This is a genomic window from Billgrantia endophytica (assembly GCF_002879615.1).
Taxonomy (GTDB): domain Bacteria; phylum Pseudomonadota; class Gammaproteobacteria; order Pseudomonadales; family Halomonadaceae; genus Halomonas; species Halomonas endophytica.
In genome coordinates this window covers 1-21,343 of sequence record NZ_PNRF01000006.1, presented here as the reverse complement: position 1 = coordinate 21,343, position 21,343 = coordinate 1, and the positions used below count along the sequence as shown (strand labels likewise).

Below are 21,343 nucleotides of genomic sequence, written 5' to 3'. Positions count from 1 at the left end.
TCATGCCTCCCTGGCAAGCCGGAAACCGGAAAACGCCCAGCGCGCATGGGGCGGGAAGAAGTTCCGGTAGGTGGTTCGAACATGGTCGGCAGGCGTCGCGCAACAGCCGCCACGCAGCACCATCTGGCCCGACATGAACTTGCCATTGTATTCGCCGAGGCTACCCGGCAGAGTCCGAAACCCCGGGTAGGGTCGATAGGCGCTGCCGGTCCATTCCCAGACATCGCCCAGCATCTGGGTCGGGGCCTTCAACGCGTTGGAGGGCACCGCAACGACCGGCTGCAGGTGGTCGCGTTCGACGAAATTACCGCTCGACTCCACCCCTGCCGCTGCCGTCTCCCACTCCGCCTCGCTCGGCAAGCGTGCCCCCGCCCACCGGGCATAGGCATCCGCCTCGTGGAAGCTCACGTGGACCACGGGCGCGTGATGATCCACGGGTTTCTGGCCACCCAGGGTCATGTAGCGCCATTCCCCGTCCCGTTCCAGCCAGTAGAGTGGAGCATGCCATCGGGCCTGCTTGACCTGCTGCCAGCCATCGGAGAGCCACAGCTCAGGTCGCTCGTAGCCGCCATCCCGGATGAAATGGAGGAACTCTCCATTCGTCACCGGTCGGCTGGCGAGCTGAAAGGCCTCGACGAACTCACGATGTCGCGGCATTTCGTTGTCATAGGCGAAGCGGTCGACATCCGGGTTCTGGCCGACGAGCCGGATTCCGGCTGCATGGTCGAGCCACTCGAGGGCAGCCGCCGCCTGCGGCGGCGCGGGAGCCAGGTCGTGGCGATAGATGGGGCACAGCGGGTTCTGCGCCAGGATATGCTTGATATCCATGAGCAACAGCTCCTGGTGCTGTTGCTCATGGTGCAGCCCCAGCTCCACACGCCGCAGGATCTCCCCGCCATGCTCCTCCGGCAGGTGGTCGAGCAGTTCCGTCATCGACCGGTCCACATGGGCCCGGTAGCGATAGACTTCCTCCACGGTAGGCCGCGACAACGCACCGCGCTCCGGCCGCGGAAATGGCGTGCCGTGGGTCTCATAGTAGGAATTGAAGAGAAAATCGTAGGCCGGATCGAGCGGGCGGTAATGCTTGAGGAAGGGTATGAGCAGAAAGGCTTCGAAGAACCAGCTGACGTGGGCAAGGTGCCATTTCGGCGGACTGACGTCATCCATGCTCTGGATGACGTAATCCTCCGTGTGCAGCGGCGCGCACAGCGACTCGGAGGTTTCGCGTATCCGCTGGTATCGTCTCAGCCACTCCTTGGTATGGCGTGAGTCGAGGGTCTCCTCTTCCAACTGCTGGGTCAAAGGGGGCATGAGGCGCTCCTGTCTCGTCCATCGACATCCCTGGGGTACCAATGAAGCGTAGCAGCACCCTTGCAGGGGACAGGTAACGGAGCGTAATGATTTACAGATCGGAACCGCAGGCCACACCCGAGGCCCATGCCCACTGGAAGTTGTGCCCACCGAGCTCGCCGGTGACATCCAGTACTTCGCCGATGAAGCGCAACTGCGGCAGGTCGTGAACCGCAAAGGTCTTGGATGAAACCGCCTGGGTGTCGACACCACCCAGGGTGACCTCCGCGGTGCGCCAGCCTTCGGTCCCGGCGGGCTTGAGTCGCCAGGCGCCCAGTGCCTCGGCCCACTGTTGGAGACGTGCATTGGAGTAATCGGCCAGCACACCATCATCGCCCTGCCACTCCACCATCGCCTGCGCCAGGCGTTTCGGCAGGTGCTCGGCGAGCCAGGTCGACAGCCGGCGTTTCGGTGCCGCACGGCGTGCCTGGAGCAGGGCTTCGAACGCATCCACCCCGGGCAGCAGGTCGATCAGCAGTTCATCGCCTGGCAGCCAGTAGCTGGAAATCTGCAACATGGCCGGCCCCGACAGGCCGCGATGGGTGAACAACATGGGCTCACGATAGTCGCCGCGGCTCTCCCCACCGTGCAGTGCCTGGACGCCGGCCTCACAGGCCACACCCGCCAGATCGGCAGCGCGTGCCTTCCATTGCGAGGTCAAGGTGAAAGGCACCAGCGCCGGGCGCGTATCGGTAACCGCCAGACCAAATTGACGCGCGATGTCGTAGCCGAACCCGGTCGCCCCCATGGTGGGGATGGAAAGCCCGCCAGTGGCCACCACCACCGCTCCGGTGTCGATTCGCCCGATGGAAGTGGCCAGCCGCATCCCTTCCCCGAGCCGTTCGACACGTTCAATGCGGGTTTTCAGGCGGATATCGACGCCGGCCCATTCACACTCGGTCAGCAGCACCGCGAGCAGATCCTTGGCCGAGTCGGCACAGAAGAGTTGGCCCGGCGCCTTTTCCACGTAGTCGACACCATGGCGCTCCACCAGCTCGACGAAGTGCTCGGGACGGTAGCGCTTCAGTGCCGAGATACAGAACGGCGGGTTGGCGGAGAAGAAGTTATCCGGGCCAGAGGCCAGGTTCGTGAAATTGCAGCGCCCGCCACCCGACATGAGGATTTTCTTGCCGGCCCGGTTGGCATGGTCCAGCACCAGCACCCGCCGCCCGGCATGGCCAGCGGTCAGCGCACACATCAAACCGGCGGCACCAGCCCCGATCACCACCACGTCATAGTTCATGCGACTGCCGCTCCACCCGCTGTGTCAGGCCGCGCATTCTAGCAGCCGCTGCCGCCATCGCCCATGCATGGCGGCGCCACAGGAAACGCAGTATCAAGCTGTGCTAGGGTCATGAAGCCTACCGAAGAAACATCACAAGAATAGACAAGAGGTTCAACAATGACGTATCCGAAGAAGGCACTGCTTGGCACCGCTCTGCTCGCCACCAGCCTGATGGCCGGTGGTGGCGTGGCTCTTGCCGACGACTTTCCCAGCCAACCACTGACCATGGTGATCGGTTTCGGCGCGGGGGGCAGCACCGACATCCAGGGCCGCGTACTGGCCAATGTGCTGGAAGAGGAGCTGGGCCAGCCGGTCAACGTGGTGAACCAGCCAGGTGCCGGCATGGGGGTGGCACTGACCCGCCTGGTCAACAACGAGGACGCGGGCTACACCTTCCTCTACGGCCCCACCTCGCCCATCACCTTCGGCCCGCTGGCCACCGATGTCGATTATGACATCGATGATTTCCGCTATATCTCGGCGGTTTCCCTGGCCCAGGCCGGCATCGTCACCGGCGAGGGCCGCCCCTTCGGCGATAGCTGGGAAGAGCTGCTCGAGTACGCCCGTGAAAATCCCGGGGTCAGCTATGCCACCCAGACGGCCCAGGACCGCCTGATCATCGACTACATCGCCGAGCAGGAAGAACTGGACCTGCGTATCGTGCCGACCTCGGGCGGCGCCGGCATGGCCCCTCTCATTCTCTCCGGCGATGTTGACTTTGCCTACAGCGGTGGTACCCACTCGGGTTACGCCGACTCGGGTGAAATGCCGGTACTCCTGAGCCTGGCCGAGGATCGCCTGGTGGCCTTCCCGGATGCCCCGACGCTGGTCGAAGCCGGTTACGACATCACACCGGGAGACATTCTGATGGCCGCCCTACCCAAGGGCGTTCCGGATGAGCGTGCCGAACGGCTGGCCCAGGCCCTGGAAGCGGCCACCCAGGACGAACGTTTCATCGAGGTGACGGAAGAGCGTCTACTGCTGCCGGTGAACCACATGGACGAGGAGGAACTGACCGACACGCTCCATGCCCAGCGTGCTGCCTTTACCGCCTTGATCGACGAGATGGGGGGTGTCGAAGTCGAGGAGTAGCGGGTATCAAGCCTGTGATTAACGGGTATTTGTGAATTGTTGTCACACTTTCACCCTTCCACGTCTCTAGTATGATCAAACGGCTACCCATGGAATGGGTAGCCGTCGTCGAACTCTCATCGCCAGTTGATACATCCGAGCCCCCATGACTACCAGAAACCGTTTTCGTGCTTTCATGCGGTTGCACCCAGTGTGGCTGCTGCTGATGCTCTGCCTGTCCGCGCCGGTTGCCGCGCAGGAACGCTCTGCCGTGATCGGTGCCAGGGCCATGCTTCAATACTGGTCCGACCCCCTGGAGGCGCTGGGCACCCTGCATGCCGAGGAGAGCGTGACCCTCTCCGCCACCGTTACCGACATCGTTGTCGAATTGAACTTCCAGGACGGCGAAATGGTGGAAGCCGGCCAGCTATTGATTCGGCTACAGGACGCAGAGGAACAGGCCCAACTGCGTGCGGCCCAGGCAACCCGTGACGAACGGCGCAGCACCGTCAGCCGACTCAGCCAATTGCAGGATCGCAACTTGGCTGCAAGGGCGGACGTGGAAGACAGCCAGGCACGACTGCGTCAGGTCGAGGCCGAAATCCAGGGGCTCGAGGCACGATTGACCAATTACCAACTGCGCGCTCCCTTCGCCGGCCGGGTAGGTTTTCGCGACATCAGTGTGGGAAGCCTGGTCACTCCCGGCACCGAGCTGGTGACCCTGGACAAGCTCGACATGATGAAGCTCGACTTCAGCGTACCCGAGGTTTATCTGGCCATACTCCAACCGGGGCTGCCGTTGGCCGCTCGCAGCGTCGCCTTTCCCGACGAGACCTTCGACGGCGAGGTGGCCAGCATCGGGTCACGGGTCGACCCGGTCAGCCGCAGCGTCATGGTGCGTGCGGAACTGGCCAACCCCGACCTGCGCCTGCGCCCCGGCATGCTGATGGAAGTCGTACTGCAGCGGAGCCCCCGGGATACCGTCGTGGTACCGGAATCCGTCCTGGTACCCAGCGGGGACCGCCAGTTCGTCATGGTAATCGATGAGGCCGATGACAACCGGCTCGAACGGCGTCAGGTAAGCGTCGGGGAGCGCCGCACCGGCCAGGTCGAGATACTGGAAGGGCTGGGAGCCGGTGAATTGGCGGTCAGCCATGGCCTGCAACGGGCACAAGAAGGCGACAAGGTCCGGCTGCTTGGCATTACCGATGATGACACCACGATCCGGGAGCTTCTCGAAGCCAATCGCTCGGAGGGTGATACCTGATGCGGCTGTCAGACCTTTCCGTTCAGCGCCCGGTGCTGGCCACGGTACTGGCGCTGCTGATCGTGGCGTTTGGTCTGCTGGCCATGCAACGCCTTCCGTTGCAGGAGTACCCGGCCATCGACCCGCCGGTCGTCAGCATCGACACCCGCTATCCGGGCGCCTCGGCCAGCGTCGTGGAAACCCGGATCACCCAGGTGCTGGAAGACCGCATCGCCGGGGTCGAGGGCATCGAGCTGATCACCTCATCGAGTGAGGACGGCCGCTCGCAGATCAACATCGAATTTCGCCTGGACATGGATATCGATGCAGCCGCCAACGACGTGCGCGACCGGATCTCCGGCGCCCTGCGCAACCTGCCCGACGAGGCCGATCCCCCCGAGGTCCAGAAAGCCGACAGCAGTGAAGAAGTGGTCCTGTGGCTGAGCCTTGCGGGTGCCAGCTACACCATTCCCGAATTGACCGACTATGCGGACCGCTACCTGGTGGACGGCTTTTCCGTACAGCCCGGTGTCGCCCGGGTTCGCGTGGGAGGTGGCAGGGAATATGCCATGCGGGTCTGGCTCGACCGCAACGCCCTGGCGGCGCGCAATCTGACCGTGAGCGACGTGGAGAACGCCTTGCGCGCCGAGAACGTGGAACTCCCCGCCGGGTCCATCGAATCGCGCGAGCGTCAGTTCGTGGTACGCCTGCCCCGCAGCTTCGCCGAACCCGACGACTTCAAGCGCCTGGCGTTGAACCAGGGCAGCGACGGTTACCTGGTAAGGCTCGGCGACGTGGCCCGCGTGGAGATAGGTTCCGTCGAGGACCGCTCGATATTCCGGGCCAACGGAACGCCCATGGTAGGCCTGGGCATCATGAAGCAATCCACTGCCAATGTGCTGGAAGTCTCCGAGGGCGTACAGCGAGAGTTGGCTCGCGTGCAGGGCAGCCTGCCGGAAGGCATGTCGCTGAGCCTCAACTACGATGCATCGGTGTTCGTGTCCGGCGCCATCAAGGAGGTGGTGATCACCCTGTGCGTCGCCATGGGCCTGGTGGTGGTAGTGATCTTCCTGTTCCTGGGCAATGTCCGAACGACCCTGATACCCGCCGTGACCGTACCGGTAGCCATGATCGGCGCCTTCATGGCACTGGCCTTGATGGGGTTCTCGATCAATCTGCTGACCCTGCTGGCGCTGGTGCTGGCCGTCGGCCTGATCGTGGATGACGCCATCGTGGTGTTGGAGAACATCCACCGCCGCATGCACGACTACGGCGAAACACCGCTGGTTGCCGCCTTTCGCGGCACCCGCCAGATAGCCTTCGCGGTCATCGCCACCACGCTGGTCCTGGTGGCGGTATTCGTGCCCCTGGCGTTCCTGCAGGGCAACGTGGGGAGGCTCTTCTCCGAATTCGCCCTTACCATGGCCGCCGCAGTGGCCATTTCCAGCGTGCTGGCCCTCTCCCTGACTCCGATGATGGCGTCCAAGATTCTCAAGCCCACGATGCACGACGGGCACATTGCCCGTGGCGTGCAGTGGTTACTGGAACTCTCCCAGCGTATCTACCGCACCCTGCTGATTGGCGTGCTAAAGGCACGCATGGCCGTGCTGGCGGTCTTCGTCGCGCTGATCGCCGCCACCGTGTGGCTGGCGGACCTGTTGCCCAGCGAATACACCCCCCAGGAAGACAGGGGCAGCTTCATCATCCTGGTCAACGGCCCCGAAGGGGCAACGTTCGACTACATCATGGATTACATGGACGAGATCGAGACCCGCCTCGCCCCCATGCGGGAGAGCGGTGAACTGGAACGTGTCGTCATTCGCGCCCCCCGGGGGTTCGGCAATATCGAGATCTTCAACAACGGCTTTGCGATCATCAGCATGGCCGATTGGGGAGCGCGCCGGGATGCCTGGACCATCATGGACGAAGTCGGCAAGGAACTTGCCGACTTGCCCGGCGTGCAGGCCTTCACCGTCATGCGCCAGGGATTCGGCCAGCGCATCAGCAAACCGGTGGAGTTCGTGCTGGGTGGCGGCACCTATGAAGAGCTGGCCGAGTGGCGCGACCTGCTGATGAACCACATTCGTAGCGATAACCCAAGGCTGACCGCGCTGGACAGCAACTATCGCGAGACACAGCCCCAACTGCGGGTCGACATCGACTACGCACGGGCAGCGGACCTCGGGGTGACAGTGACGGAGATCGGCCGAACGCTCGAAGTCATGCTGGGTGGCCGCAACGTGACCCGCTATCTCGAAGGCGGCCAGGAATATGATGTCATAGTGGAGGGGGATCGCGCCAGTCAGTCGAGCCCGCGGGCACTGGACAACATCCAGGTGCGCTCGGCACGCTCAGGCGAGCTGATTCCCATGGCCAGCCTGGTGAATTTCTCCGATGATGCCGGCGCCGGCACACTCAATCGCTTCAATCGACTGCGCTCCATCACGATCGAGGCCAACCTCGCCGACGGCTACTCGCTGGGCGAGGCTCTCGAATACCTGGAAGCCGCCGCGGCGGAAGTGCTCCCGGGCCAGGCCCAGACCGACGTCAGCGGCGCATCCCGAGACTACCGGCAAGCCAGCGGTGCCACGATCTACCTGCTGATTCTCGGTGCCCTGGTGGTGTTCCTGGTACTGGCAGCGCAGTTCGAGAGCTTCGTCCACCCCTTCGTGATCATGTTGACGGTACCGCTGGCCATGAGCGGCGCCATGCTGGGGCTGTTCGTCACGGGGCAATCGCTGAACATTTACAGCCAGGTGGGGCTGGTCATGCTCATCGGGCTCGCCACCAAGAACGGTATCCTGATCGTGGAGTTTGCCAACCAGCTGCGTGACGAAGGGCTCGCCTTCCATGACGCCCTGCTCAACGCATCGGTGACCCGGCTGCGTCCTATCCTGATGACCGCGGTTACCACCATGGCCGGTGCCATTCCCCTGATCGTATCCACCGGAGCCGGTTCCGAATCCCGCATGGTGATAGGGACCGTCATACTGGCAGGCGTCGCGGCGGCCACCTTGTTCACCCTCTTCGTGGTGCCGGTGGCATACGACCTGCTGGCCCGGCATACCGGCTCGCCGGGCGCCGTGAAGCGCCGCCTGGAAGCGGAAATGGCCGACAGTACAGTGGCGCAATGAGCCGCTCGTAGTGCGGACGAATCTCATCTCCAGCAGGCAGAAGGCCACCCCGGGGGGGTGGCCTGCTTGGTCGTACGGCGTATCGACACGCCAGGGCGTGTCTTTCCATCGGTTATCTCATCAGCAATCGCCGAGACGCTCGCCTTCGATGGTGGTGTCCATGGTCATCTCACCCATTGGCGAGTCAGTGTGGATGTTCACGCTGCCTTCGACGCGCTCGCCGAGGAAATCCATACGACCCTGGATATCGGCCTGGCCACCTTCGGCATGGCACACCATTTGATAGTCCACCCCATCGGCGGAAACATTGTGCTCCAGCAGTTCGCAGCCCTCTTCCACTTCCAGAAACTGGAAGTCCGCGTCATCCAGGTCGCCCTGCACGATACATTCCTGATGGCTATCGGTCTGGTCGGGAATCGGTACATCACCTTCAACGGACGTCGTACTGGTAAACTGCCATTGGCCCGGCACGATGTTGGGGGAGCCTGCCAGGGCGGCCAAAGGCAATACCAGCGCGACGACGGCAAGCACGGAGCGAAATGGCATGAAGTTTCTCCAGTAATATTCAAACGACAGCGTTGACGGAATAATGCAGCTTAACCCAGACGGGTATCGATAGGGAAAGGCTGGCGGGAAGCCCGCCGATGATCAGGACGTCATCAAGCCATGCCGCTGCCCCAGCCTGAGGTCACCCACGGCAAGCGGTCTACCGAACAGGTAACCCTGAAACGCTTTGCAGTCATGCTCCTGAAGCCATTGATGTTGTTCCTCGGTCTCCACGCCTTCGGCTGTCACCGCGAGTCCAAGGCTTGCCGCCAGAGTAATGGTGGCCTGTACGATGGCGGCATCGACCGGATCGGTGAGAACACCCTTGATGAAGGACTGGTCGATCTTGAGCGCGTCCAGCGGCAAGCGCTTCAGATAATTCAGCGACGAAAAGCCGGTGCCGAAATCATCCAGGGCAAAGCGGATACCCAGCTCGTTGAGTCGCAGCATGATCTCCCGAACCCTTTCCGGCTCTTCCATCAGCAGGCTTTCGGTCACTTCCAGTATCAATCTATTGGGGTTGGCAGCGGTCGACGCCAGTACCTGCCGCACCCTGGCGACAAAATCCTGCTGATGGAACTGTATCGAGCTGACATTGACCGAAATGCTCAGCGCCTCCAAGGCCGGCTCCTTGGCCCAGGTGGCGAGTTGCCGACACGCGGACTCCAGCACCCAATGGCCTATCGGCAGGATCAAGCGCGTCCTTTCCGCCAGGGGGATGAACTGGCCGGGCGCCACCATGCCACGCTGTGGATGCTGCCATCGAAGCAGGGCTTCGACACCCGTCACCCGTGACTGCGAATCGACCTGTATCTGGTAATGCAGGCGCAGCTCATCACGGGCCAGCGCCTGATGCAGGTCCGCCTCGAGATGCACGCGCGCCATCACGGCAGCTTGCATCTCCGGGTTGAAAAAACGCAGGGTATTGCCACCGGCTCCCTTGGCTTGCTGCAGCGCCATGTCGGCCTGCTGCATGGCGCCATCCACGCTCGCCCGGGCGCCAGCGAACAAGGCAATACCGACGCTACCCGTAATGGGCAGCGTCAGCGCCCTCTCCTCCACCGGAAGCGTATCGAGTACTCGGGCAAGCAGCTTTTCCGCCACCCGCTCGGCGGCTTGGGCGGCTTGTTCCATGCTGCTGTCGAGATCATGGAGCAAGAGGACGAACTCATCGGCTCCCAGCCGGGCCAGGGTATCGCTCTCGCGAACGACCTGGCTCAGGCGATCGGCGACACGGCGAAGCAACTGGTCGCCTTCGTGGAGCCCCTGGGTATCATTGACCACCTTGAAATTGTCCAGGTCGATGAACAGCAAACCGGCGTAACGGTTCGAGCGCCGGGTTCCCTTGACCACCATCTCCAGACGGTCAAGCAGTAACCGTCGATTGGGCAAGCCGGTAAGCGGGTCGAAATAGGTCAGGCGGTGGTTACTTTCCCGAATCTCGCGATATTCCGTGATATCGGTGGAGATGCCGCATAGAGACTGGATCGAGCCATCGGGGTTCCGCAGCGGTAGCTTGACCGATAGAAAGGTATGTTCCCTGCCGCCTGCGCATAATACACGCCCCTCCTCGGCGACCACCTTTTCCCCGCCCTCGATGACACGTCGATCGTTCAAGTGAAGGCTCGCCACCGTATTCGTGTCGAAAAAATCCCTGTCCGTCTTGCCGATAATGTCTCGCGGGGGCAAGCCCAGCAGTTCGCTGGTCTTGCGATTGACATATTGGTAGTGCAAATCGGGAGACTTGATATAGATGCAGGCTTCCACGCTGTCGAGAATGGCTGACAGCTTATCCTTTCCGGTCTGCGAATCAGCGACATGGCGTGCCAGCTGGCGTTTATGCCACGCAGCACCCGCAATGGCCGCAACGAGTATCGCGGTCACTGTCACTACCCACCAGAAAACAGGCGCCGGCACCCAACCAGCCGTGCCGGCAGCCGCCGCCGAAGGCAGGCCAACCAGTACCCCCACGCGCGCGCACTGCCGTGCTACCGACAGCCAGCCAGACAAGGCCATCCCGTCACCTATTCAATATAATACGATCCTTTATAGCAGAATAATCTGAAATGACCGAGCCATGCCCCCTATAGGCGTCCGCCCGACTTGTCGGGCCCAAGCTCGTACCCTAGTGTTTAGTCGAGGATACCCGCCAGGCTGGCGCCAACGGAGGCAAAGGATATGCCCACCCCTTCGAAGCAGAAACGTTATGGCAGCGCCACCCGGCACAACCTCTTCGGGGTGCCGGTACACAGCGGGGTGTTCATTCCGGCAGCCCTGATCATCCTCACGCTGGTGGCTTTCGGTGCCTACTACCCGGAACAGCTGGAAGCCGGTGCCGACAAGATCCAATCAGTCATCGCCAACGGCTTGGGCTGGTTCTACCTGCTGGCCATGAACGCCTTTTTCCTGCTGGCCCTCTATCTTGTCTTCAGTCGCTTCGCCCATGTTCGCCTTGGCGGCGAGGACGAGAAACCCGAGTTCTCGAACTGGGGCTGGTATTCGATGCTGTTCGCGGCGGGCACCGGTGTCGGCCTGCTGTTCTATGGTGTGGCCGAACCCGTCTCGTTCTTTGCGGACCCACCGTTCGGTGAAGCCGAAACCGAAGAGACCGCGCGCAACGCGCTGGTACACAGTTATTTCCACTGGGGCCTGCACGGCTGGTCCATGTATGCCCTGGTGGGGCTGGCGCTGGGCTACTTCTGCTATAACCGCCAATTGCCGCTCACCGTACGCTCGGCCTTCGCCCCGCTGCTGGGCGACAAGGTACACGGCCCCCTGGGTAACGCCATCGATACGCTGGCCGCAGCGGGCACCCTCGTGGGAGTCGCCGTGTCGCTCGGCCTGGGCGTTCAGCAAATCAACACCGGTCTGGAACAGGCTTATGACCTGCCCGACAACCTGGGCATCCAACTCACCTTGATTGCCGGCATCACCCTAGTGGCCACGCTTTCGGTACTATCGGGCCTTTCCAAGGGAATCCAGCAGCTCTCGAAACTCGCCATGGTGATTGGGGCCATCATTCTGGTCTTCGTGCTGGTCGTCGGGCCGACCCGGTTTCTCTTCCACTCTCTACTGGAAAGCGTGGGAAGTTACCTACAACGGTTTCCCGCTCTCGGCACGTACACCGAGGCTTTCAACCCGCCAGACGACGAAAAGTGGCAGGAAGAGTGGACCCTGTTCTATTTCGCCTGGTGGATATCCTGGTCGCCCTTCGTGGGCATGTTCATCGCCCGGATATCCAAGGGCCGCACCATTCGCGAATACCTGATCGGCGTCCTGCTGGTGCCTACTGCCGTCTCCATCCTGTGGCTCACGGTAATGGGCGGTTCTGCACTATATGCCGAACTGTACGAAGGTGCCGGCTTGACCGACGTCGTGCAGGATGACCCCGCGCTTGGCTACTTCCTCTTCCTCGACAATTTCCAGTTGCCGGAATGGATCATACTCGCCAGCATGACCATGATGGTGGCCGCCGTGACCATCTTCTTTGTCACCTCATCGGATTCCGGCTCGCTGATCATCGATATCATCACCTCCGGGGGCGACACGAACCCGCCCAAGTCGACGCGGATCTTCTGGGCTCTCCTGGAAGGTACGGTAGCCGGCATACTCCTCATGGCCGGCGGCCTGGAAGCCCTTCAAGCCGTCGCCATCATATCCGGCCTGCCCTTCGCCATTCTGCTACTGCTGATGTGTACCGGGCTGTACCTGGGGCTGCGACGACATGAATAACACGGGCGAGCAACCCAGCGCGAGGCGTGAGCCACCTCGGGAAAAAACTCGCTTCATAAGCCATGCAATAGCGCATTCATGAATGAGTCGACTCTATTGGGCATCTCATACTCGAACCACATGAAAAAATCGCCTGCAATGAGGTAGTAAGCGGCGAACAGCAGCAGAGAAACGAAAATGATGTTTTCCCAAAATTTTGCGTACTTCCTGGTTTTTCTAGCCAACCAGGGCTCCCGGCTTTCCTCGGAGAGGATATAGCGCCCCATGACGGCAAAGTACGTGGCCGACAGGCATAGCCTGAACATCGCAATGAAGAGCAGCAATACGCCAAGCAAGTGAAAAATGAACCACCTGATATCCAGGGCCGAAAAATAATTACCTAGACCTAAAATGCCATGCTGGTTGACGATTTGCTGGCTATATTGAAAATTCGCTGGAGCATAGTTAGGCGTAATCGCCTTTCCCATCGCCATGAACAGAACAATGAAGAATATCGCGTAGAAAGTGATGTTAGCGGCCCAGTGCCAGCCAGAATACTGGCCTTTCAGTAGGCTGTATAAAAACCCTCCAGTCCACAACGACATGATGAATACTGTGCAATAGTAGAACAGGTTAAGCACTGCGACTCTGTTGAAAAGATATATTCCGCTTGAAACCAAGGCAGCAAGGCCTATGAAAAGCATTAACCCTTCATCTTTCGAATAGCGTGACCTGCACGTCAACCTTGGGTTTATGACATTGGCAACCGTGATGGAGACGATGGCCTCATTTTCCTGGCAAGCGTAGTGATACCTCCTGTGGAGAACGGCGTAGAGAATCAAGCCAAGCATCAACCCCAACAGGGTCATGAAAAGTGGTAGATAGATATCGGCCTGCCTGGTTCTGAGTATCTCAAGAATGTCCATCGCCACCACTACAGCCTCTTCGGGATTCATATGCCGACAGCGAAGCAACAACGCTCCCCCCCCCCCATCAGGCCCGTCTTCCACCCTCGCGGCGATGGCGCCCTGGCGACCCACGCATTGGCTCCCTCTAGCGGATTGCCATGCGATGACGGCATGGTCTGGCCGACGAGATGCGCGATAACCATTAGCGTCGCATGCCTGATACGATATGTTTTCGGCATGCGCAGGAAATTCTTGAGTTTTTTGATGAATCGGACCCAGTCAACCGCTTGATCGACATTGCGTCTTCTTCACGGCCTGGTTCGTACGGGCATGCGCCACGCCGTTGGCCTCCGCCAGGGCGCCTGCCTGCGGCGCCAGTCGCGACGCAAAGTCGAGGCGTCGAACCGGGCGCTCCGACAAGGTGAAAAACAGGGCGTGTGAAGTCGCTTCAGCTCGCGATCGCGGAGCCCATTTCCTAAGACAGCATCTCCAGCGTATGGGCACGCTGGTCCTTTACTGCCCTGTCCAGAATCACCAGAAGCTTGTCGTAATCGGCCGGCATCCGTTCGTCCATGCCGGTGGCCTCGAAACGCTCGAGGGTGTGCCGGGTATCTCGAATCAAGGACTCCAGTTCCTCGATGATTCGCCGATGTTCTGCCTCTGTCATGGGTCACCTCGGGGCCAGAGCCGATAGCGCTCAATGATAGTGGACTCGAGCTCGCGAGTCAGTCGTATGCGTCGGGCATCACCCTTCATGAGGGGTCATGACCCTCAGGCATCGAGATACCGACAGATCTTCTTCCCCAGCAGCAGAAAGAGCGACACGACAACAGCAATGCCCGGGCAGACAATCATCGTCACGAAGCGGCCTCCGCCGAGTCGCCTGACGGCGCCAGTCGCGACGCAGAGTGGCGCTCCAACAAGGTCGGCGACTACCGCACTGTAGGAGACAGCTTTAGCTCGCGACCGCGGTGTTGCCTGCGTTAGCGATAGCTGCCAGCACAGCGGCCGCCGCCAAGGCGCCTGGCGGCGCCAGTCGCGACGCAAAGTCGAGGCGTCGAACCGGGCGCTCCCACAGGGTGAAAAGCCGCTGTTGGAGGTAGTGCCAGCTTGATGTCGAACACCACGGTCGCTGAAGTTCTGCGCAGTTGCCCAGGGTCCAGGTGGGCAGAGTTACGCCACCTGGCGCGGCGTTGCCTGCCGGGCAATGGCTTCATGGGCAGCGTTCAGTGCGCTCTGTCTCATCTCATCGCCCATGGCCACGCCCTCGGCGCGAATTATCGTGACGTCGTCGATGCCGATGAAGCCAAACACGGCGCGCAGGTAGCGCTCCTGGAAGTCGTTCTCGGCGTCCGGCCCTTGCGAATAGATGCCGCCGCGTGAGGATACGACGATTACCTTGCGCCCCCCGGCCAGCCCCACCGGACCGCTCTCAGTGTAGCGGAAGGTTTTGCCGGCTTGGAGAATACGATCCAGCCAGGCCTTGAGCTGGCTTGGAATGGCGAAGTTATACATGGGCGCACCGACGACGATTACCTCAGCCGTCAGAAACTCTTCCAGCAACGTTTCCGTCGTTGCCGCTTCCTCGCGCTGGTGCACGTTGCGCTCTTCCTCGGTCAGACCGCCACCTGCCAATATCTCGCCAGAAAGATGGCTGGGTGCGTTCCTTATCAGGTCGCGATATACGATATCGAGAGCAGGCGTGGTGGCACGCAGCTGTTCGACGATGCGAGCGGAAAGCTGGCGAGTGACGGATTGATTCTCGAACAGGCCGGAATCCAGGTGCAGTAGTTTCATTGCGGGTGTCTCCTTGAGTCGGTTGGAGGCGCTTCGCGCCATGTGCTCCACCTTAGGGTTCACCCACATGTGAGACTAGTCTGAAATCGTTGAATTCATTGTTCCGAAAATGGAACAATAGGCTTTTCGTTCTCGAGAATCCCCCGTGCAAGACCTCAACGACCTCTACTACTTCGCTCAGGTAGCCGAGCACGGCAGCTTCACCGCTGCGGCCCATGCCTTGGGCATGCCAAAGTCCACCTTGAGCCGGCGCATCGCCCAGCTGGAGGAGCGGCTGGAGGTGCGCCTGCTGCACCGGACCACGCGACGCCTGACGCTGACGGACACCGGCCGTGCCTACCTGGCCCACTGTCACGATCTGCTCGCAGCGGCAGAAGCGGCAGAGGGGGTCATTGAACAGGTCCAGGGAGAGCCACGCGGCCGCGTGGTGATAAGCAGCCCCATCTCCCTCTCGCAGACGCTGCTCGCCCGCACCCTGCCCGAGTTCATGCTGCGCTTTCCTCGCGTGGAAGTGGAACTGGACGCTACCAATCGTCGAGTGGACCTCATCGCCGAGGGCGTGGATCTCGCCCTTCGCGTTCGGCCACGCTTGGAGGACTCGTCTTTGGTGTCGCGTCAGTTCGCCATCAGCCCCGGCGTGCTGGTGACCAGCCCCTCACTGATCGCAAGCCACGGCCCGCCGCAAGCGCCGGCCGACCTGGAGCGCTTCCCCAGCCTTTCCATGCGCTTCGCCGATGGCCGCTACAGCCTGACTCTTACCGAACCGAGCGGCACGAGCCGGTCCGTTTCGCTCTCACCCCGGCTGCTGACCGACGACATGCAGATACTGCGCGAAGCGGCCATTGCCGGCATCGGTATCGTGGCGCTGCCGGGATTCGTCTGCCACGAGGCCGTGGCGGCCGGCGAACTGCAGGTGGTGCTGCCAAGCTGGCAGTTGCCCCACGGGCAGGTACACGCAGTATACCCATACCGCCGCGGCCTGCGCCCCGCAGTCAGGCACCTCATCGACTTCCTGGCGCAGCGTTTGCCGAGCCTTGCCAAGGAGATGGGCATCTCTCGCGAAAGCTAGATCGCTCGCCCAGGGTGGAAAAGCAGTGTGGGAGAGGAGCAAACAGCTGTCGGAGAGTAGCCACGGTGTACACCGCCAGCACATCCTGGGACGTGATGGCGCTGATCGACTCATCTATCCCGGTCGCGCTGGGTAAGGCCCTGCTGCTCCATACGGAATTTGATGGCCTCGATAGGATCTGATGGCCCGACGGGATAGTGCTCATCCTCGTATTTCTCGATCAGGATAGAGAGCCCTTCCAACTCGTCCGCTTCCGGGGTACCGTCCTCTGCCGCCCACAGTTCTTCCAGGCGAGCAAAGGCGCGATCCAGGTCAGCATCATTATGGCCTGATCATACTGAGTGTGCGTGCCAACGAAGCGCACCCAGGCAGTCTGCTGGGTGTACCGGATGGACACGATGATCCGATGCTCCCAGAACTCTCTCAATGTGCGCTTGGCGATGACTCGCATACCCCCTCCCGATTTGGGAGAAGCAATAGATCCTCCCAAATTGGGAGTCAAGCACCGAGGGCGCGGGGATAGGGATATTCTCGCCTTCGAAATAGACTTCGACGGCTTCCTGGGCCATACGCGGCAGGTCGGACAACTCGTCTGCAGCGGAAAAACAGCCCGGGAAGTCGGGGAAGGTGACGCCGCAAGCACTGTCAGGGTCTTTGTGAATGTAGACGGGATAGAGCATGTTTTACCCCCAGGTCCAGCCGTCTTGTCGATAGATGTTGCGCTGCGTGCCGATCACGATGAGAAGCTTCTACGCTGTTACAGGTGAGTCAAGCTGTAACAGCGACATTGCACGCCTGTCATACACGACGGCCACAGTGAAGGCTCATCTCACGCCAGCTCTCACGCCAACAAGGAAGACAGCGAGACACGCCATGAACAAGAACTCTCTTCGGCCCCCTCTTCTCGCCCTCGGCCTGCTCACCACGGCAGTGCTCGCCCCCAGCGTGCAGGCCGATTACAGCGATGCCCTGATCGAAGCGACCAATAACGTGACCATGGGTCCACGCCCGCTTTTTCTGGTCAACGACATGAGCGAAGAAACCGCCCGCGAACGCGAGCTCAAGTCCGAGTTGCTGAGTTGCGCCGCCGACCATCGCGACTGGCAGCGTACCGACTTCACCATCGCTCATCGCGGTGCGCCGCTACAGTTTCCCGAACATACCCTCGAGTCCTATCTGGTTGGTGCACAAATGGGTGCCGGCATTCTGGAATGCGACGTGACCTTCACCGCCGATCACGAACTCGTCTGCCGACACTCTCAGTGCGATCTGCACTACACCACCAACATCGTCGAAACCGAGCTCGCCGAGAAATGCAGCGTGCCGCCAGAATTCGACCCGGAGAGCGGCGAACTGCTGAACGCCGCCGACATCCAGTGCTGCACCAGCGACATCACCCTGGCCGAGTTCCGCACGCTGGAGGGTACGATGGAAGGCATCAACAATGAGGCGCGTAGCATCGAGGAGTATCTCGACGGCACGCCCAACTGGCGCACCGATCTCTACGCCACTCGGGGCACATTGATGACCCACGCCGAGAGCATCGAACTGTTCAAGGCACTGGGCGCGAAGATGACCCCGGAACTCAAGGAGCCCGAGGTGGAGATGCCGTTCGACGGCATGTCCCAGGAGGACTACGCGCAGAAGATGATCGACGAGTACAAGGCCGCCGACGTACCCGCCGGCGACGTCTACGTACAGTCTTTCCTGCTCGACGACGTGCTCTACTGGATCGAGCACGAACCCGAGTTCGGCGAACAGGCGGTCTACCTGGACGGTCGCTACGACGACGAGGACTTCGTGCACGACGACCCGGATACCTGGTCACCGAGTATGGAGGAACTTGCCGAGCAAGGCGTGAAGATACTCGCTCCACCGACCTGGAAACTGCTGGCCTCCAACCCCGACTTTGGCGAGGACGACAGCCGAGTGGTGCCATCTATCTACGCCGAGCGCGCCAAGGACGCCGGCCTCGACCTGATTGCCTGGACGCTGGAACGTTCCGGCCCTCTGGCCGAGGGCGGCGAGTGGTATCACAGCACCACCGAAGACGTGATCCGCCGGGACGGCGACATGTTGATCTCGCTGGACGTGCTGGCGCAGGATGTCGGCGTCATCGGCGTATTCTCCGACTGGCCGGCCACCGTGGCGTTCTATGACAACTGCATGCGCTTGCGTTGATGACTTTTCATGATGGCGCGTGGCCCACCCTCGGCCCGCGTCACCAAATCGTTCGAACGTGCCGATACGCCGTCATTTTTTCATCGGCGGTGACCAGTTCGGCATTGAAGCGGCGCGTTAACGCCACGATCATCCGGTCTGCCGGGTCTTTATGAAACTCTCCTGGCAGCCGGGTTGACGCAACGGCCGTGGCGGGGTCAACGGCAACGAAATGGACGCCGTCAATTTCCTGTACCGTATCGAGCCAATCGTCAATGCTCATGGAGAGAGATAACCATCCCTTATCGACCAAAAGGGCTATCTCCCACGCCGAGATGGCAGAAACCAGAATTTCTCCGTCATCCGCTTGCAACTCACGCTCAACGGCTTCGAGTGCACGTCGGGATAGTTGGGAATCCCCGCTCACCCACCACAGGAGTGCATGCGTATCCAGAACGATCAATCCAGAATCTCCCATTCCTCCTCACCTACCAGCTCGAAAGGATCGCTCAACTCAATGACACTTCCCCTCAACCTCTCCAGGGGTGAGCGTTTATCGGCCTTGTATCGACGCACTTCAATCGTGGGTCGGCCTTTATCTGTCACAATGATCGATTCGCCAGAGGTCTCTACCTGGCGAAAAATCTCAAGCGCTTTGGCCTTGAACTGCGATTTGGATACCTGTTCGGCTGGCATCGTCATGCCTCTAGTCATCATGCCTAGTCACCAAGGTAGTGCGGGCATATGACTATGGCATGTAGTCATGAGATAGTGGAGTGGACGAACTAGCGTTCGATGGCCAGACAGTACCGCGCGAGGAACTCAAACACTGATCCACGTGTAGCCCGTCGCGACGCAGAATCGAGGCGTCGAACCAGGCGCTCCGACAGAGTGAAAAGCCGCTGTCGGCGGTATCCGTCAGCACGATGTTAAACATCTCGGCCACGGTCGCCGAGGTTCTGCGCAGTCGCCCTCTTTCAGGTCGATATCCTCCCACTTGGCGTTCAGCAGTTCGCTCTTCCTGCCGCCCGTCTTCGCAAGATATTTGCTAAAAAAATGAAATCGAGGCTAAAGATGCCTGATATCTTTCCGATAGAGCATATATTGCAGTCAGCGTGTCGCTCTTTCTATTGCTGGGGGAGAAGATTTGCTGGTATCTCGACGCCTGAGAGTCAAGCCAAATCCACATGAAACGTCGAAGAACCTTAAAAAAGGCCGACTTTAGCCGGCCTAACAACACACCATGAACAGCTAAAATCTCACCCTTCCCTACCAGCCAGACATATTGGGTATCCAAAGCACGAGGCTTGGAAAAGCAATAATTACGGCCAAGATTATCAAATCAATAAAAATAAATGGCATAGCACCTTTAAAGCACTCAGAGCTTTTTACACCAGTAACTCCAGAGGCTACAAACACGTTCAGCCCCAAAGGTGGAGTTACAAGTCCGATTTCTACCGTTTTGGTTATAACGATGCCAAACCATACTCCATCAAACCCGAATGTACTAATTAAAGCATATGTTGTAGGAACCGTCAGCACTAAAATAGCCAACTGATCCATAAATAGCCCAAGGACAAGATACATTAGAACTACCAACAGCATCACTTGCATTGGACTAAGGCCTAAGGAGTTTACATATGAAATGAGAGACTCTGTCGCCTGGGAGAAAGTCAAGAAGTACCCAAAAATCATTGCCCCGGTCAAAATGGCAATAATCATAGATATTGTCTTTATAGTTGAAGCAAGGGATTCAATGAAACGCTCCCTATTAAGACGTCTTAGAGATACAACAATTATAAAGGCAAAAAAGGCACCCAGCGCACCGATTTCACTGGTAGTTGCCACACCGCCATAAAGAGCGAATACAACTATTCCAATAAGCAGAAAAACAGGCCAAACTGGCTTAATTGACTCAATCGCCGCCTTTTTATCAAAGTCTTTGGCCGCAGGCACCCAGTCAGGATTCCTCCACACAACATAAGTACCTGATCAAAAATTTTCGTGTAGAATCCATGCTAGGATCTCTAACACGGATGGAACCATGGCTAGGCGCTTCGTTGCCCCTCTCACTGAATCTGAGCAGCAGACGCTGACCTCCGCCTATCACCACGGTGAGAAGCGCGCCTCACGTCGGCGTGCGCATGCCATCCTGCTGAGTGATCAAGGCCATACCATCGACCAGATCAGTGAGATACTGCAGGTCCGCCGCGATGCCGTATCTCGATGGCTCAAACAGTGGGAGACGTCGGGCCTCGACGGGCTCATCGATAAGCCACGCAGTGGACGCACGCCGATCCTGGATGAGTGCGATCACCAGCGGCTGCAGGAGCTGGTCGCCGAGCAACCTCATCAGATTCGATCTTTGCAGGCACGTCTGCAAGAAGAGACCGGCAAGACGGTCAGCACGGTGACCCTTCGCCGGGCATTGAAAAAAAAATGACTTCAGCTTCAAGCGCATTCGGCACTCCCTCAAGGCGCGGCGTGACGAGACGGATTTCCGCAACACTCAGGGCCTGCTGAAAGCGCTCCAGGAGCGTGAAGACCAAGGGGAACATGAGCTCTACTACTTTGATGAATCGGGCTTCTCACAATCGTCATCGGTCCCATATGCATGGAGCCCCATCGGCAAGCCCTGCGAGGTGACCGCTTACTCTCATAGCCGAAGGCTGAACGTACTGGGGTTCCTCAGCCGTGCCGGGAAGCTGATCTACCACACCGCCACCAAAGCGGTGACCACCGAGACGGTCATCGAAGCGTTTGACCAGTTTGTGGCCCAGAAAGACCCCGATACCTTCGCCGTCGTGGTGCTCGACAATGCCAGCATGCATCGTTCCAAAGCCTTCAGACGGAAGATAGTGGAGTGGATGTCGCATCGTGTACACCTGGTCTACCTATCGGCTTACTCGCCGGAGCTGAATCTGATTGAGATTCTGTGGCGGCAGATGAAGTACGCATGGTTGCCGTTGAGTGCCTATCTCTCGTTTGATCGGCTCTGCAACGAGGTCGATCGCCTACTCGGTGGCTACGGATCTGAGTACGCGATTAATTTTGAAAAGCCACTTA

The 21,343-nt window shown here is 60.0% G+C and carries 19 protein-coding genes; 7 read left to right on the top strand and 12 right to left on the bottom strand.

Annotated elements, in window-relative coordinates; all coding sequences use genetic code 11:
- Positions 1 to 1,311 carry an ergothioneine biosynthesis protein EgtB gene (egtB, locus tag C1H69_RS01800; protein ID WP_102651711.1) on the bottom strand — a complete coding sequence of 437 codons (1,311 nt, stop codon included), beginning with the start codon at positions 1,309 to 1,311 and terminating at the stop codon, positions 1 to 3.
- 91 nt (positions 1,312 to 1,402) lie between these two features.
- Positions 1,403 to 2,593 carry a BaiN/RdsA family NAD(P)/FAD-dependent oxidoreductase gene (locus C1H69_RS01795; RefSeq protein WP_102651710.1) on the bottom strand — a complete coding sequence of 397 codons (1,191 nt, stop codon included), beginning with the start codon at positions 2,591 to 2,593 and terminating at the stop codon, positions 1,403 to 1,405.
- Positions 2,594 to 2,752: 159 nt separating this feature from the next.
- On the opposite strand from C1H69_RS01795, the gene C1H69_RS01790 reads away from it, so the two are divergent.
- The 3 genes from C1H69_RS01790 (at position 2,753) to C1H69_RS01780 (ending at position 8,086) form a co-directional block, all read left to right on the top strand.
- Positions 2,753 to 3,727, top strand: a complete 975-nt coding sequence (locus C1H69_RS01790) for a Bug family tripartite tricarboxylate transporter substrate binding protein (RefSeq protein WP_102651709.1) — start codon at positions 2,753 to 2,755, stop codon at positions 3,725 to 3,727.
- A 145-nt stretch (positions 3,728 to 3,872) separates the two neighbouring features.
- Positions 3,873 to 4,973: an efflux RND transporter periplasmic adaptor subunit gene (locus C1H69_RS01785; protein ID WP_240609776.1), complete on the top strand. Its 1,101-nt coding sequence runs from the start codon at positions 3,873 to 3,875 to the stop codon at positions 4,971 to 4,973.
- Positions 4,973 to 8,086 carry an efflux RND transporter permease subunit gene (locus tag C1H69_RS01780; protein ID WP_102651707.1) on the top strand — a complete coding sequence of 1,038 codons (3,114 nt, stop codon included), beginning with the start codon at positions 4,973 to 4,975 and terminating at the stop codon, positions 8,084 to 8,086. Before C1H69_RS01785 ends, C1H69_RS01780 begins: the two co-directional genes overlap by 1 nt.
- A gap of 120 nt (positions 8,087 to 8,206) precedes the next feature.
- Here the strand turns inward: C1H69_RS01780 and C1H69_RS01775 are convergent, their stop codons facing one another.
- Both C1H69_RS01775 and C1H69_RS01770 read right to left on the bottom strand, forming a co-directional pair.
- Positions 8,207 to 8,632 carry a DUF3617 domain-containing protein gene (locus C1H69_RS01775; protein WP_102651706.1) on the bottom strand — a complete coding sequence of 142 codons (426 nt, stop codon included), beginning with the start codon at positions 8,630 to 8,632 and terminating at the stop codon, positions 8,207 to 8,209.
- 102 nt (positions 8,633 to 8,734) lie between these two features.
- A complete protein-coding gene (locus C1H69_RS01770; RefSeq protein WP_102651705.1) occupies positions 8,735 to 10,648 on the bottom strand; it encodes a putative bifunctional diguanylate cyclase/phosphodiesterase in 1,914 nt (637 codons plus the stop codon).
- Between the two features lie 162 nt (positions 10,649 to 10,810).
- Between C1H69_RS01770 and C1H69_RS01765 the strand changes: the two genes are divergently transcribed.
- Positions 10,811 to 12,364 carry a BCCT family transporter gene (locus C1H69_RS01765; RefSeq protein WP_102651704.1) on the top strand — a complete coding sequence of 518 codons (1,554 nt, stop codon included), beginning with the start codon at positions 10,811 to 10,813 and terminating at the stop codon, positions 12,362 to 12,364.
- Positions 12,365 to 12,417: 53 nt separating this feature from the next.
- Here C1H69_RS01765 and C1H69_RS01760 read toward each other — a convergent pair whose 3' ends face one another.
- The 3 genes from C1H69_RS01760 to C1H69_RS01750 all read right to left on the bottom strand — a co-directional run bounded on the left by C1H69_RS01760 (position 12,418) and on the right by C1H69_RS01750 (position 15,048).
- Positions 12,418 to 13,383: a hypothetical protein gene (locus tag C1H69_RS01760; protein WP_205738384.1), complete on the bottom strand. Its 966-nt coding sequence runs from the start codon at positions 13,381 to 13,383 to the stop codon at positions 12,418 to 12,420.
- A gap of 343 nt (positions 13,384 to 13,726) precedes the next feature.
- Positions 13,727 to 13,918 carry a hypothetical protein gene (locus tag C1H69_RS01755; RefSeq protein WP_102651703.1) on the bottom strand — a complete coding sequence of 64 codons (192 nt, stop codon included), beginning with the start codon at positions 13,916 to 13,918 and terminating at the stop codon, positions 13,727 to 13,729.
- A 506-nt stretch (positions 13,919 to 14,424) separates the two neighbouring features.
- Positions 14,425 to 15,048, bottom strand: coding sequence for an FMN-dependent NADH-azoreductase (locus C1H69_RS01750; protein WP_102651702.1), 624 nt, complete (start codon positions 15,046 to 15,048; stop codon positions 14,425 to 14,427).
- 145 nt (positions 15,049 to 15,193) lie between these two features.
- Between C1H69_RS01750 and C1H69_RS01745 the strand changes: the two genes are divergently transcribed.
- The gene (locus C1H69_RS01745) at positions 15,194 to 16,117 is read left to right on the top strand and encodes a LysR family transcriptional regulator (protein ID WP_102651701.1); all 924 of its coding nucleotides are present in this window, start codon (positions 15,194 to 15,196) and stop codon (positions 16,115 to 16,117) included.
- A gap of 220 nt (positions 16,118 to 16,337) precedes the next feature.
- Here the strand turns inward: C1H69_RS01745 and C1H69_RS24565 are convergent, their stop codons facing one another.
- On the bottom strand, positions 16,338 to 16,514 hold the full coding sequence (locus tag C1H69_RS24565) for a type II toxin-antitoxin system HigB family toxin (RefSeq protein ID WP_205738383.1): 177 nt from the start codon (positions 16,512 to 16,514) through the stop codon (positions 16,338 to 16,340).
- Positions 16,450 to 16,797 carry a type II toxin-antitoxin system HicB family antitoxin gene (locus tag C1H69_RS24560; RefSeq protein ID WP_133154948.1) on the bottom strand — a complete coding sequence of 116 codons (348 nt, stop codon included), beginning with the start codon at positions 16,795 to 16,797 and terminating at the stop codon, positions 16,450 to 16,452. Before C1H69_RS24560 ends, C1H69_RS24565 begins: the two co-directional genes overlap by 65 nt.
- Positions 16,798 to 16,990: 193 nt before the next feature.
- Here C1H69_RS24560 and C1H69_RS01725 point away from each other — a divergent pair, with 193 nt between their 5' ends.
- Entirely contained in the window at positions 16,991 to 18,298 is a 1,308-nt protein-coding gene (locus C1H69_RS01725) for a glycerophosphodiester phosphodiesterase family protein (RefSeq protein WP_102651699.1), read from the top strand.
- Positions 18,299 to 18,338: 40 nt separating this feature from the next.
- Here C1H69_RS01725 and C1H69_RS01720 read toward each other — a convergent pair whose 3' ends face one another.
- The 3 genes from C1H69_RS01720 to C1H69_RS01710 all read right to left on the bottom strand — a co-directional run bounded on the left by C1H69_RS01720 (position 18,339) and on the right by C1H69_RS01710 (position 20,233).
- Positions 18,339 to 18,740, bottom strand: a complete 402-nt coding sequence (locus C1H69_RS01720) for a type II toxin-antitoxin system VapC family toxin (protein ID WP_102651698.1) — start codon at positions 18,738 to 18,740, stop codon at positions 18,339 to 18,341.
- Positions 18,737 to 18,994: a type II toxin-antitoxin system Phd/YefM family antitoxin gene (locus tag C1H69_RS01715; protein WP_240609775.1), complete on the bottom strand. Its 258-nt coding sequence runs from the start codon at positions 18,992 to 18,994 to the stop codon at positions 18,737 to 18,739. The genes C1H69_RS01720 and C1H69_RS01715 overlap by 4 nt, the downstream gene beginning before the upstream one ends.
- Before the next feature lie 552 nt (positions 18,995 to 19,546).
- Positions 19,547 to 20,233, bottom strand: a complete 687-nt coding sequence (locus C1H69_RS01710) for a TRAP transporter large permease subunit (protein WP_165789398.1) — start codon at positions 20,231 to 20,233, stop codon at positions 19,547 to 19,549.
- Between the two features lie 88 nt (positions 20,234 to 20,321).
- Between C1H69_RS01710 and C1H69_RS01705 the strand changes: the two genes are divergently transcribed.
- Positions 20,322 to 21,343 (top strand): IS630 family transposase gene (locus C1H69_RS01705; RefSeq protein WP_102651695.1). Its coding sequence is split into 2 segments (ribosomal slippage), with 1,021 coding nucleotides annotated over them: positions 20,322 to 20,708 and positions 20,710 to 21,343; the frame shifts between segments, so codons are not numbered across the junction. This gene is flagged as partial in the annotation.